This is a genomic window from Niallia alba (genome assembly GCF_012933555.1).
GTDB lineage: Bacteria > Bacillota > Bacilli > Bacillales > Cytobacillaceae > Niallia > Niallia alba.
In genome coordinates, this window is the sequence record NZ_JABBPK010000001.1 from 4,270,508 (window position 1) to 4,283,387 (window position 12,880).

The window sequence follows — 12,880 nt, forward strand, 5'->3', positions numbered from 1 at the left end:
AAAAGAAAGATAAAAGGACAAAAGAAACACACTAAAAAGGAAGATGGAATAAAATCATAGTTTTCAGGACTTTAGTAACTGGTATAATGAACTACTTAGCACTAATCTTAAGTATATAATTTAACCAATCGACGAAAGGGCAAAATCATTGAAAAATGATGACGCAAAGCTATAGGGGCTTCGGGCTAGACTAAAAAGGACAAAACCTTTTCCCAATCATTCAACTACTCATGCCAGCCAGCTACCGAATACACCTTCGACGATGCAAATGAAGGGGACTATAAAAGTGAGACAAAAAAATAATAATGAATTATTAGTAAAACAATCAGTACTTTTAAAGGATCATAGCTATCAAATACCAGAAACCGGAAATATAGGAAAAGGTTTATTTTTTGGCATGCTCATCAGCATTCCTTTATGGATTTCTTTTTTTGGATGGCTCCGTATTATTATTACTTTTATTGGTAAATAGATTGAAACGATAGGCAAATATTTTACTTATACGCAGCAAGAGCATATAATCATTATAAGAATAGGCATGAAAACCATTAGGAAAGGAGCTTTCATAATGGAAGATTCAAAAGAAAAATTAGAACAACAAATAACTGTATCAGGAAAGCATTTCTCTGAAGAAAAATTTTGGGCAAAACTCGCTCGGTATGCTAAAAAGGCTGGTTCTTCTGTCGTCTACGCGGTGTTGCTTTTGTATTACACCTTACAAAAACCAAATGTACCTAAAAAAGTCAAAGCGACAATTATTGGAGCTTTAGGCTATTTCATCCTGCCAATTGATTTGATACCTGATTTTCTAGTAGGAATAGGCTACACAGATGATCTTGGCGCATTAGGAATTGCCTTATTTCAAGTAGCGATGTATATTGACGATGATATCAAATCAAAAGCGAGAACAAAGCTTGCAGAATGGTTTGGTAATAAAGTGGATACAACAGATATTGATAAAAAAATAAATTAAGAGACTATAATGAAAAAAAGGGACTAGAAACAGTCCCTTTTTTCATTATTATAAAAATAACCCTACAATTGTCGCTGTTAAAATAGAAGCTAATGTTGCTGTTAATAACATTTTCAAACCAAATTTTGCAACGATATCTGCTTTTTTGGCATTAATTGCTTGAATAGACCCAGCAATTATTCCAATACTAGAGAAGTTTGCAAAAGAAACAAGGAATGTCGAAACAATTCCTACTGTCTTCTCTGAAAGCTCCCCGATTAATGGCTGGAATTGCAGCATTGCCACAAATTCGTTTGCAGCCAGTTTCGTTCCCATTACTGAGCCTGCTGTTACAATCTCACTAACCGGAATACCCATTATCCATGCCACCGGAGCAAATATATAACCTAATATTCCGGTAAACCCAATTCCAAAGACACTTGTGAAGAAACCATCAATTAAAGCAAGTAGACCGACATATGCTACTAACATTGCAGCAACAATTAAAGCAACTCTACCACCATCTAACGCACCAGCTGAAATCGCACCAAATACAGAATTTGTATTGGAAACATCTTTGACATTAATGGTTTCATCTTCCTCTTTGCTAATAGGTGCAACTAATGTTGCTATAATTAGTGCTGATAATGCATTTAAAATCATCGCTGCAAGTACAAATTGAGGTGGAATCATTTCCATATATGCTCCCATTATAGAAGCAGAAACAGATGCCATTGCAGATGTACAGACAATAAATAACTTATTAGCATTCATCGAATCTAAATGTGATTTAATAGCAATAAGTGATTCCGATTGACCGAAAAAGATGGAGTTAATGCTGTTAAATGTTACAACCTTTGATAACCCTGTAATCTTTGCCAATGCCCCGCCAATATATTTAATAGCTAATGGCAATACTTTTATATGCGTTAATAAAGATAATAAAGTAGAAGTAAAAATGATCAGCATCAATACATTTATAAAAAAGACACTTCCACCTTCTGGAACTAAGCCCCCGGTAACAAAATTAACGCCTTCATATCCATAATTGAGCACATTGGAAACTCCATTTGATGTAGCTTCTACAATTTTTAGCCCAACAGTGGTTTTAAACATTATTAGAGCTACAATAAATTCCAGCACAAATAATACGATAATAGCTCTATAGTTAATCCTTTTTTTATCATTTGATAATAAAAAGGAGATAGCTATCGTTACGATGATACCTAATATCCCAACTAATATTGACATAGAAAATTCCTCCTAAATAAAAAGCAATAACAATCCTTCATCGAATACATCAAACTATTTCAATATAGTTAATATACATTTGAAAAACATTGTTAATACATTAAAAAAGATATACAGTTTTAGATGTTACCTTATATTAAGGACGTTGTCATCCATTAATTGATTAACAAATTAAATTAATAAAATTTAAACCTTTCAAAATATTATCTAAATATATTTAATTCCCATCATTCTAAATAATCTCTTAAAAATGATGGCAAATAAAAAAGCAACTGGGGTATTGATACCTCAAATTGCTTTTTTTCTATTATATCACTAGTGTTGCATAAATATTGTCGCAATTTTCAGTCTGATTATCCTCCTTGTTTAGAGCCAAAAAGGTAAATACCTATTCAAAGGTGGCTCCATCTATTTGGTTTTTTTTTACAATTAGACTTGTGCGACAACAACAATTTGCTTATTAAGGGATGGCTTTCCCTTCAATCTTTCGAAGCCAGATATGGGCTGGTTTCCACAATGCAGCCCTTAAATAACGGCTAATTTGTAAGGTTTTTCGCTTACTTCTTGTTTCAAGTTGTACGAGAACATGTAGGCAAAAAACAATCAGTGCGATAAACACTTGGTTTTGAATCGCCCATTCACTTTGACCGTAGAACTTTTTGATGCTGAGATGCTGTTTGATCCATTTAAAGAACAACTCAATTGCCCACCGTGATTTGTACATCTCTGAAATTTCTTCGGCACTCAAATCAAAACGATTGGTAATTAAATGCAGTTCATTTCCTTTTGAATCCATCACTTTTAGAAGACGAAAGTAATTTTCAGCACGGTTTTGAGTCGTACCAATCAACACCATTTGATCTGACAAAACAGCTGAATTCTCGGGTAGTTTAAAATTATAAACTTCCCGTATGACTGCGTTTTTCCGTAGCCTTGAAAGAAAAAAGTAACCATCATCTGTCATTCGGTCAAAGCGCTCGTAATCTAGGTAGCCACGGTCAAACACATACATGCATTCTTTATCATCAACCATGATTTCAAGCTGACCACGATCATGTTCTTTTGCCGTTGTTAAAACAGCCTTTTCAGGATAGGAACTCCCTTTTTCCATAAACACAAGTCTCAAATGCAACTTGACACCCGCTTTTGTTTTGCGGAACTTTGCCCATTTATGATTGGTCAAATTAAGTGGCAATGTGCTTGAATCAATGATTTTTAACGGCATAATAAGCTTTGTATAATGTGTTTTTGCATGAATTTGTGCGACTAAATCAAGGAAAAGCCTTTGAAATAAATCTGGATTTATACCGTTTAATCGGCGTGAGAGCTGAGAAATACTGATTGAATCAAGATCAATGCCTTTTTGTAGTTGGTCGTCGAAAAGACAATCGCTTAGCTCATGCAAACTTTCGACTTCTTGTAGCTGTGCAAAAAGGAGTAATTTTAGAAATGAGTCTGTTTTTAGTTTTTTCGTATAGTAATCTAATTTCAACGTTTTCACGGTTTCTTCAAAAAGTTGAAGATTTATTGGTGAAAACCATTGTCCAAATGAAGTTTTTCGTGTAATCTTGTCCATGAGTTGGTCCTTTTTTAGTGGATTTGGACGGGTTACCACCTGACTTATCCATTATAAAGGACTTTTTCTTTGCATAAAATAATAAAATTGAACATTTTGAGTATTTTTAATAGTAAAAATAAATTAATGCAACACTAGTGCTATTATATATATTTATTTAAAGCGAGCTGTCTTTCTCGATCTTCGCAGCTTCAAATGCTTTATTAACACGGTTTAAAAGCACGCTATCTGAAAGCAAACGATATCCTGTTGTAGCAAGTGCCTGAGCACCTTTAATAATAGCTTCATCTCCGATTGAAGATTTCGCTGCTTCTCTAAATTCATTCGTATGTGCAATCAAATCATCTGGTCCTATTTTAATATGCGGATGTGCTGTTGGTACTTCATAGCTTATATTCCCAGCGTCTGTTGATCCTTTTCCACGAGATCTTTTTGTTACAACCGTCTCTCCAACTGCCTCTAGCTCTTCTTTTAATATCTCATCTAAAATTGGGTTTAATACAAAATCCTTCACTTCATTTTGGAATCTTTCCACTTTAACAGTTGCTCCAGTTGCAAGGGCAGCTCCTTCAGCAATCGCACGAACTTTTGTAGCAGCCTCTTCTGTTTTATTCCATGTTTCTGCTCGAATGTAGAATCGTGCAGACGCATATTCCGGAATGATATTAGGTGCATCTCCCCCGTTTGTGATAATCCCGTGAATTCTTACATCATCAGGAAGCTGTTGTCTAAGCGCATTTATGCCAACAAATAATTGGATAACTGCATCAAGAGCGTTTATCCCTTTTTCAGGTGAACCTGATGCGTGTGCCGCTTTCCCGTAAAAATGGAAATCGAGTGGATCTACAGCAAGCGTTTCACTTGTTAATGATGTTTGACCAGCAGGATGAATCATTAAGGCCACATCAACATCCTTTAAATAACCATGTTTCACGAAGCTTCCTTTTGCACTTCCATTTGGTCCTCCCTCTTCCGCTGGTGTCCCTAAGACAACAACCTTTCCACCTGTTTCGGAAAGTGTTTGGGAAAGTGCAATTCCAGCTGCTACACTTGTTGTTCCAATAATATTATGCCCACAAGCATGACCCAATCCAGGGAGTGCATCATACTCAGCGAGGAAAGCAATGGTTGGACCAGATATCCCACTATCTTTTACTGCATAAAAAGATGTTTCATGACCAGCTACGGCAATTTCCACTTTGAATCCAGCATTTGTTAAAATGTCTACATGCTTTTTACTTGCGAAAAATTCTTGGTTCCCGATTTCAGGATTCGCATGAATCGATTGACTTGTTTCAATATACAGTTCTTTATTTGCAAGAATGGATTCGTGAATAAGATTGATACCAGATAAAGTGTTACTCATTTTCCCTCTCCTCCTTAAAGTCCTTTAAATTGTTTTTGTAATTCGTCCTTGTCAATATCTACTACAATGGAACCACCATTTGTATCTGCTTCAACTGCTTTAATCACATCTTCTTCATGATAAAGCTCCACAATTTTTTGATATGTTTCGTTATTTGCATCCTCTGTACGAGCTGCAAAGATGTTTACATATGGCAATGCATTTTCATCGTCTGCATCTTCTAAATAAATAGGATCTTTTACAGGATCAAAGCCAGCTTGACCGGCAACACCATTATTGATAACAGATGCTGCAACATCAGGTAATACTCTTGGCGTTTGCTGTGCAACAATCGGTAAGATATCGAGATTTTTTGGATTTCCCACAATTTTAGATGGATCTCCAAATAGTCCAAAGTCATCTGCTAAAGTAATTAATCCAGCTGATTCAAGTAATTTTAGAGCACGTGCTTGGTTGGAAGGATCGTCCGGAATAGCAATTTTATCGCCTTCTTTAATTTCACTTACATCTTTCACCTTTTCAGAATAGATCCCCATCGGCGCTATCACAGTTGCTCCAATTGGCGTTAAGTCGGTCTTATTTTCTTGGTTAAATTGACTTAAAAATGCGATATGTTGAAACGAATTAATATCAATTTCGTTATTCGCTAAAGCTTGATTTGGCAATGTATAGTCAGAAAACTCAACAAGCTCAATTTCAATCCCTTCTGCTTTCGCCTTTTCTTTCAAAATTGGCCAAACCTCTCCATCAGATCCAGTTACACCAATTTTCACCTTCACCGTTTTATCCCCACCAGATGTACTTTCCGACCCGCATGCTGCAAGTGCCCAAATTGTCGTTAATAATAGTAAAATAGCAAAATATTTCTTCATCACACATTCTCCTTAATTAGTAAATTTTGTATAATTTTAACTTTAAATAGTTATAAAAATCCCTCCGTTAAAGCAATATCCCCCTTAACGTCTCATTATTTTTCTTGATAATGTATTTCCAATCCATTGAGCGATTTGGACGAGAATAATTAAGATAATAACGGTAACAAGCATTACACTGCCGTCAAATCGTTGATAGCCATATGTCATCGCGACATGTCCCAGTCCGCCTCCACCAACGGTACCAGCCATCGCAGAAAAATCAATTAAGCTGATGGTTACAAAAGTTAAGCCAAGAATAAGTGGTCCTAACGCTTCAGGAATTAACACTGTAAAAATGATTTGCAAAGGACTTGCTCCCATCGCTTTAGCAGCTTCAATAACACCTGGATCAATACTAACTAAGTTATTCTCTACTACTCTAGCAATTCCAAAAGAGGCTGCAATAGTCATTGGGAAGATCGCTGCCCATGTCCCAATCGTAGTACCTACAATCGCTCTTGTTAACGGGCTGATTGCTACTAGAAAAATAATAAATGGAATAGGGCGGATAATATTAATTAAAATATTAAGCAAACGGAAAACTAATTTATTTTCTAAAATATTGCCTTTTCTTGTTACGAAAAGGAGTAAACCTATTGTAATTCCTATAATAGAGCCTAAAATAAGCGTCATGATAACCATTAATATTGTTTCTCCTGTTGATTCCACAATGCGTGGCCAAAAAGTACTCCAATCGACCTTCATTAAATAAGCACCTCCTCAACTGTGACTAATGTCTCTAATTCATTAAGAACAGATAAAATATTTTCTTTACTTCCTTCAAAGGATACGAGCAGATTGCCGTAGAACTTTTCTTGCAATTCACGAACTGAGCCATAAACAATATTTACATCGACATTAAACTTTTTTGTGACCTTTGAAAGTACTGGATCACTTGCAATTTCACCTTTAAAGATTACTCTGTATAACTGTTTACCACCCTTTTTCCTCCATTCCGCTAATAAGGAGTCAGAAGGACGATCCTGCTGTACAGACTGAATAAAGCGCTGCGTGGTTGGATGTTTCGGATTTGTGAATACTTCAAAAACGGAACCATTCTCTATTACTTCTCCATTTTCCATTACTGCCACTCGATCACATATTTCTTGAATAACATGCATTTCATGCGTAATTAATAGAATAGTAATGCCTAAATCCTTATTTACCTTTTTTAATAGACGCAGTATTTCCCCAGTTGTATCAGGATCCAGTGCAGAGGTTGCTTCATCACAAATTAATATATCTGGAGAAGTTGCTAGGGCACGTGCAATACCAACTCGTTGCTTCTGTCCCCCTGATAACTGTTCTGGATAATCGTCTGCTTTATCGGATAGACCCACAAATTGCAGAAGCTCTGCCACTCTTTCTTTTATTTCTTTTTTCGGTACACCAGCGAGCTTTAAAGGATAAGCAATATTCCCTGCTACCGTTCGAGAAGAAAAAAGATTAAAGTTTTGAAAAATCATCCCAATTCTTCTGCGAAGTTTACGGATTTCTTTTTGAGATAAGGACGAAACATCTACTCCTTGAACTTGTATATTTCCGTTTGTCGGTGTTTCTAATAAATTGACAAGTCGTAATAAGGTACTTTTGCCTGCTCCGCTAAAACCAATAATCCCAAAGATTTCCCCTTGTGCAATGGATATCGATACATCCTTAACCGCGTTTACTTCACGACTGCCAAGCTTAAAGGTCTTAGCTACCTTCTGAAATTCAATCATTGCCCCTCACTCCTATGCAGTATCAAAAACATAAGTATCTTGTGAAGAAGAAACAGGTCTATTAAGAGATACAAAAAGGCCCTGCTTCTTCTTTCCAGAAAGAAAAAGCAGGGCCTTTATAAGACAAAGAAACTACTTCTTCTCATCTTTCAAATGCTAATTTAGCATTTGCAGGAATTGGCACGGTATTTAAATAAATCCGCTGCCGAGACTTCTTCGGGCCTGTCCCTCCGTCTCTCTGGATAAGAAAAATGTTTTTATTTAATTTTGTAAGATTTGATAACAACTATAAAACTAGATAAATAAATTGTCAACTATGTTTTTTTATTTTTTTGTTTTTTTTCGCTAAATTTTTTATAAAAAAACCTATTTTTAAATTATATCAACATATCTTTTTCACCATACCCGCAGTCAGCATACACTTCGCTTTCCATAGGGCTCGCGCTGAGCCGCTTCGCCGTCGTTTCACTCTTGATTGGTCTAATCTGTCTCTCTAATCCCACAAGATTCTATGTGTATGCTGACTGCTCAATATTACTAAATAAAGATTCACCCATACGAAAAAATTCCTTATACCTAAGAATCTAACTATATATAAATATAATAAAAATCCATTAATACACACTAAATAAATCGGAATAATATTTTTTGTAAAAAAGGAAAGTGCTATTTTTCCATTAGCACTTTCCTTTTCGTTCTATTGAGTTATCTCTGCTTGTTTTGATAAAAAAAGCTGTACTATTTCTTCTTGACTATATTTTTGTAGGAGAAGAGAATCGATCATTTCTCGAACTGCCCCATCCCCTCCATTTGAATCTGCAACAAACATGACTTGATCTTTTACCATATCCATTGCATTTTTTGGAGCACATGGCCATCCTACCTTTGTTAAAATAGGAATATCGTTGAGATCGTCACCCATATAACATACTTCCTCAAAGCCTATTCCTATTTCATCGATTATCTTCTGAAGTGTTTCTAATTTATCGTGAATTCCTTCAAAAACATAGTCAAAGCTCAATTCCTCTGCTCTTTTTCTAACTGCTTTCGACTTCCTTCCTGTTATAATAGCTGTCTTTATCCCTGCTTGTTTTGCCAGACTAATGCCCATACCGTCTTGTGTGTGAAATGCCTTATACTCGTTACCATCTGAACCAATATATAGTCTCCCGTCTGTAAGTACACCATCAACGTCTAATACAATTAGCTTAATCCTCATTAATTACGTTATATACCTAATTTCATTAAATCATGAAGATGAAGCATTCCAACGGGCTTATGATGGCTATCAATGATTGGCAATACGGTAATTTCTTTTTCCTCCATTAATTGTAGAGCTTCAGCAGCTAAAGCTCCTTTTTCAACTACTATAGAAGGGGCAGAGATTAAATTTTCCACATTTTCATTCAGGACATCCATTGAGAGCGCAAATGCTCTACGAATGTCACCATCTGTAAGGACACCGATTAATTCATTTTTCTCATTTACAATCGATGCGGCTCCTAGTCCTTGATCTGTCATCGTAAATAAAGCGTCCTTTACTTTATCTCCTTTGTGGACAACTGGATTTTTTCTTGTGTGAAATATAACATCATCTACCTTTAATAATAATTTTCTTCCTAACGAACCGTTCGGATGATAAAGAGCAAAATCTTCTGGCCTAAACTTGCGTGCCTCTAGTAAGGCAATTGCAAGTGCGTCACCTAATGCAAGTGTTACCGTTGTACTTGTTGTTGGTGCTAATCCTAACGGACAAGCCTCTTCAAACTCTCCTAAACATAATGTAACATCGGCTTTCATCCCTAGAGTAGAAAACACATTTTTCGTAATAGCAATCAACTTTGCCCCAATTGTTTCAATGGATGGAAGTAATCTTACTACTTCATCACTTTCTCCACTATTGGAAATAGCAAGCACAATATCATCAGACGTCACCATTCCTAAATCCCCATGTAAGCCTTCAGATGGGTGTAAAAAACAAGATGGCGTTCCAGTACTTGAGAAAGTCGCCTTTATCTTTCGAGCGATAATCCCCGACTTGCCTATCCCAGTTACAACCACTTTTCCTCTGCAGGCTAAAATTAATTGAATAGCATCTTCTGCTGATTCATCCAATATATCTCTTAAATCCAAGATTGCCTTTGCTTCTTTTTCTAGAACGATTGCTAAAGTATCTGTATAATCGAATTTTGGCAAATTAATTTCTTGCATATCAACCACTCCCATTCTTTACAGATTTTTCACCAATGCATCAATCTCGACAATCGGCTTTAACACTTCCTCTAACTCAGCTAATTTCACCATATTTGGTCCATCTGACATTGCTTCATCTGGATTAGGATGAACCTCCATAAAAATCGACGAAATCCCAACCGCAGCAGCGGCTCTGGACAAATAAGGGACAAACTCACTTTTCCCGCCAGTCGTCGTGCCATTTCCACCAGGTATCTGGACACTATGGGTCGCATCAAAAACAAATGGAACTCCCAATTCCTTCATCGTGATAAGAGATCGCATATCCACAACTAAATTATTATAGCCAAATGTAGAACCACGCTCTGTTAATAGAATCTGTTCATTTCCAACCTCCCTTATTTTTGTACGTATTGTCAAAACTTTATATAGAAATAGGCTATTATATCCTATAATAGAGGGCTTTTTGAGCAAAAAAATTGCCACCCCCTGAATTCTAAGGATAATTGAGGTTACCACACACCCAACAACCTAGAATAGGAAGTGACAAATTGTACCCTCAAATTATAACCTATTTACTTACTTTTATTAAGTACCAAGATCAGGTTATTCGAACATTATTAACTCTTTTGATTGGGAAAAGTATGTTTGATAAACCTGTAGAAAAACCTGTAAATAAGCCTTATCGAAAACTACAGGTAGACGACCTCCCAATCATCGAAACCCTACAAAAGTTTGATTATAAACTTCTTTTGAATGAGTATCAGGAGAAAAATGGGAAACCCCTTAAACCTGTTCGAAGACACTCAAATTCAAAAACAACTGTTCCTTCCAGCATAAAATGTCCAAAGTGTGGTGCTCCATCTGATTTTCTTTATGCAAATAACGGAGACAAGGGACAGTATCAATGCAAGGTGTGTACATGTTTGTTTAACCAAAAAAATCATTATTCAAAAGAGGCAATTTTAAAATGTCCTCACTGTGCTAAAACGCTTGAAAAGGTCAAAGAGAGAAAAGATTTCGATGTATTCAAGTGTAAAAACAACGACTGTTCTTATTACCAAAAGAAACAAAATGGACTATCTTCAAAAGAGAAAAAACAGTTTAAAAAGGATCCACAGGCATTTAAAATGCGTTATATTTTCCGTCAGTTTCGTATCGATTACCAACCCTTATCGAAGCGTTCACCTCAGAAACCAAAGTTAGATTTATCAAGACTATATGTGTCGCCACATACATTGGGACTGATTTTGACCTACCATGTGAACTATGGGTTGTCAGCCCGTAAAACAGCTGCACTCATGAAGGATGTACATGGTGTATCCATCTCCCACCAAAGCATTTTGAATTACGAAAATAGCGTAGCACTGATGCTTAAACCTTATGTGGACCATTATCCTTATGAGCTTTCTGATCAATTCTGTGGAGACGAGACCTACATTCGAGTGAAAGGTCGCTGGCATTATTTATTCTTCTTTTTTGATGCCGTAAAAAAGATTATTCTGTCTTATCCTGTTTCTCCTAATCGAGATACTCAGTCAGCCATTCTGGCTATCGATGAGGTTCTTCTAAAGATGAAGGAAATCCCTAAAAACCTCACGTTTATTGTAGATGGCAATCCGATTTACCTATTAGCCCAACATTTCTTTGCCCAACATGATATTTCGTTTGATGTGAAGCAAGTCATTGGATTAACCAACGAAGATCCAGTATCAACAGAATACCGACCACTCAAGCAAATTATTGAACGACTCAATCGAACGTTTAAAGGAAATTATCGCTCGACTCATGGGTTTGGATCTGATCATGGATCTGTTTCTTTCGTCACTTTGTTTGTCGCATACTTTAACTTTCTACGGCCTCATTCAGCCTTAGAAGGAAAAGTACCTGTGATTCATCCAGAGTTACTTCAGCTTCCCAATATGCCAGCAAGATGGACTAAGCTAATTGGATTAGCTCAAGATTGGATTATAGAACAAACAACCTAGCTTTTGTTTAGCTGAGCCCTGAACCAGCAATCGGCGGAGCGAACTCTTGACAAACCGAACTTGCCAATGGTTTAAAATGGAAAAAATCAAGGGCTTATTTGGCATGCCTTCTTTTGTCCCCTTCGCCCTTGATAACCTGAATTCAAACCATTGGTGTGTTTGTCAAGAGCGATTGCGAGCCTCTCCACTTCAAAAAGGAAAGAAGAAAAAGACTTCAGGTTACTTTTTCATAGAAGTTTTGACACTACCTTTTTGTAACAACATTTTTCATATCCCACGGTGCCAAAAACTGTCCTTTTTTTACATTCACTATCATCCCAGTATTTGCTGCCGCTACTAATAAATCTGTTTGTCTGCATAAAAAAGCAGGAATCTGCAGAATATCTAACACTTCTGCTGCGACTATTGCTTGTGCTGGCTCATGTACATCTGATGTGATTGGAACATCAAATGTCTCCTTTACCTTGGCTAAAACTTTTAGCCCGTTCTCCATTCCCGGTCCTCGAAATGAATGAATAGAAGAACGATTTGCTTTGTCATAGGAAGCCTTAAAAATAAATGGAATGTTTAGCTTCGTTGCTACCTCTTTTAACTGCTCTGCTGTTTCCATGACAAGTTTCTCATCTTCTATAACACAGGGGCCGGCAATTAGAACAAATGGAGCTTTATCTCCAAATGAGATGGTATCATTTAACGTGACTACTTTAGTAATAATACATACCTCCTTTATTAGTTAATGCCATATGATTTTAATGATTAAATTTGTTTGTGAAAAAGTGGTAAATGAAAGAAAGAAAGGAAGATTATTTTTCTGAATTTTCTAACTTTATACCGTGTAGTTTACATAATATATTAAGTTGGTTGCTTTGAAAAGTACTTTGTAATATTATCTGACAGACTTTTTTCTCTTTTCCTCTAG

Annotated in this window: 11 protein-coding genes, 2 pseudogenes and 2 riboswitches; of the genes and pseudogenes, 3 read left to right on the top strand and 10 right to left on the bottom strand. The window is 36.2% G+C overall.

Going from position 1 to position 12,880, the window contains the following annotated elements:
• Positions 1-128 precede the first annotated feature (128 nt).
• Positions 129-249: riboswitch (cyclic di-GMP riboswitch) on the top strand.
• Positions 250-286: 37 nt separating this feature from the next.
• Complete coding sequence (locus HHU08_RS20380; protein WP_016202145.1) at positions 287-472, top strand: hypothetical protein; 186 nt, start codon at positions 287-289, stop codon at positions 470-472.
• A gap of 96 nt (positions 473-568) precedes the next feature.
• Positions 569-973 carry a YkvA family protein gene (locus tag HHU08_RS20385; RefSeq protein WP_016202144.1) on the top strand — a complete coding sequence of 135 codons (405 nt, stop codon included), beginning with the start codon at positions 569-571 and terminating at the stop codon, positions 971-973.
• A 48-nt stretch (positions 974-1,021) separates the two neighbouring features.
• On the opposite strand, the gene HHU08_RS20390 is transcribed toward HHU08_RS20385, so the two are convergent.
• The 9 genes and pseudogenes from HHU08_RS20390 to HHU08_RS20430 all read right to left on the bottom strand — a co-directional run.
• Entirely contained in the window at positions 1,022-2,203 is a 1,182-nt protein-coding gene (locus tag HHU08_RS20390) for a NupC/NupG family nucleoside CNT transporter (RefSeq protein ID WP_169189160.1), read from the bottom strand.
• 460 nt (positions 2,204-2,663) lie between these two features.
• Positions 2,664-3,779, bottom strand: coding sequence for an IS4 family transposase (locus HHU08_RS20395; protein ID WP_016201461.1), 1,116 nt, complete (start codon positions 3,777-3,779; stop codon positions 2,664-2,666).
• Positions 3,780-3,936: 157 nt separating this feature from the next.
• The gene (locus HHU08_RS20400) at positions 3,937-5,145 is read right to left on the bottom strand and encodes a M20 family metallopeptidase (RefSeq protein WP_169189161.1); all 1,209 of its coding nucleotides are present in this window, start codon (positions 5,143-5,145) and stop codon (positions 3,937-3,939) included.
• A gap of 14 nt (positions 5,146-5,159) precedes the next feature.
• Positions 5,160-6,017: a MetQ/NlpA family ABC transporter substrate-binding protein gene (locus HHU08_RS20405; RefSeq protein ID WP_016202140.1), complete on the bottom strand. Its 858-nt coding sequence runs from the start codon at positions 6,015-6,017 to the stop codon at positions 5,160-5,162.
• An 84-nt stretch (positions 6,018-6,101) separates the two neighbouring features.
• Positions 6,102-6,764, bottom strand: a complete 663-nt coding sequence (locus HHU08_RS20410) for a methionine ABC transporter permease (RefSeq protein WP_016202139.1) — start codon at positions 6,762-6,764, stop codon at positions 6,102-6,104.
• A complete protein-coding gene (locus HHU08_RS20415) occupies positions 6,764-7,780 on the bottom strand; it encodes a methionine ABC transporter ATP-binding protein (RefSeq protein WP_169189162.1) in 1,017 nt (338 codons plus the stop codon). Before HHU08_RS20415 ends, HHU08_RS20410 begins: the two co-directional genes overlap by 1 nt.
• 139 nt (positions 7,781-7,919) lie before the next feature.
• A riboswitch (SAM riboswitch) is annotated at positions 7,920-8,029 on the bottom strand.
• Between the two features lie 448 nt (positions 8,030-8,477).
• Positions 8,478-8,999 (bottom strand): KdsC family phosphatase, encoded by a 522-nt coding sequence (locus HHU08_RS20420; RefSeq protein WP_016202137.1) that lies wholly within the window; start codon positions 8,997-8,999, stop codon positions 8,478-8,480.
• Between the two features lie 8 nt (positions 9,000-9,007).
• On the bottom strand, positions 9,008-9,991 hold the full coding sequence (locus HHU08_RS20425; RefSeq protein WP_169189163.1) for a KpsF/GutQ family sugar-phosphate isomerase: 984 nt from the start codon (positions 9,989-9,991) through the stop codon (positions 9,008-9,010).
• Between the two features lie 18 nt (positions 9,992-10,009).
• Positions 10,010-10,387, bottom strand: a pseudogene (locus HHU08_RS20430) (3-deoxy-8-phosphooctulonate synthase); the annotation flags it as partial.
• A 137-nt stretch (positions 10,388-10,524) separates the two neighbouring features.
• On the opposite strand from HHU08_RS20430, the gene HHU08_RS20435 reads away from it, so the two are divergent.
• Positions 10,525-11,961 carry a DDE-type integrase/transposase/recombinase gene (locus HHU08_RS20435; RefSeq protein ID WP_016205479.1) on the top strand — a complete coding sequence of 479 codons (1,437 nt, stop codon included), beginning with the start codon at positions 10,525-10,527 and terminating at the stop codon, positions 11,959-11,961.
• A gap of 250 nt (positions 11,962-12,211) precedes the next feature.
• On the opposite strand, the pseudogene HHU08_RS20440 reads toward HHU08_RS20435, so the two are convergent.
• Positions 12,212-12,673 (bottom strand): annotated as a pseudogene (locus tag HHU08_RS20440) (3-deoxy-8-phosphooctulonate synthase); the annotation flags it as partial.
• Positions 12,674-12,880: the final 207 nt, after the last annotated feature.

Excerpts from the sequence above, each read along its gene's own strand:
- HHU08_RS20410 (WP_016202139.1), bottom strand. The coding sequence starts at position 6,764 with ATGAAGGTCGATTGGAGTACTTTTTGGCCACGCATTGTGGAATCAACA.
- HHU08_RS20420 (WP_016202137.1), bottom strand. The coding sequence starts at position 8,999 with ATGAGGATTAAGCTAATTGTATTAGACGTTGATGGTGTACTTACAGAC.
- HHU08_RS20425 (WP_169189163.1), bottom strand. The coding sequence starts at position 9,991 with ATGCAAGAAATTAATTTGCCAAAATTCGATTATACAGATACTTTAGCA.
- HHU08_RS20415 (WP_169189162.1), bottom strand. The coding sequence starts at position 7,780 with ATGATTGAATTTCAGAAGGTAGCTAAGACCTTTAAGCTTGGCAGTCGT.
- HHU08_RS20395 (WP_016201461.1), bottom strand. The coding sequence starts at position 3,779 with ATGGACAAGATTACACGAAAAACTTCATTTGGACAATGGTTTTCACCA.
- HHU08_RS20405 (WP_016202140.1), bottom strand. The coding sequence starts at position 6,017 with ATGAAGAAATATTTTGCTATTTTACTATTATTAACGACAATTTGGGCA.
- HHU08_RS20400 (WP_169189161.1), bottom strand. The coding sequence starts at position 5,145 with ATGAGTAACACTTTATCTGGTATCAATCTTATTCACGAATCCATTCTT.
- HHU08_RS20390 (WP_169189160.1), bottom strand. The coding sequence starts at position 2,203 with ATGTCAATATTAGTTGGGATATTAGGTATCATCGTAACGATAGCTATC.
- HHU08_RS20385 (WP_016202144.1), top strand. The coding sequence starts at position 569 with ATGGAAGATTCAAAAGAAAAATTAGAACAACAAATAACTGTATCAGGA.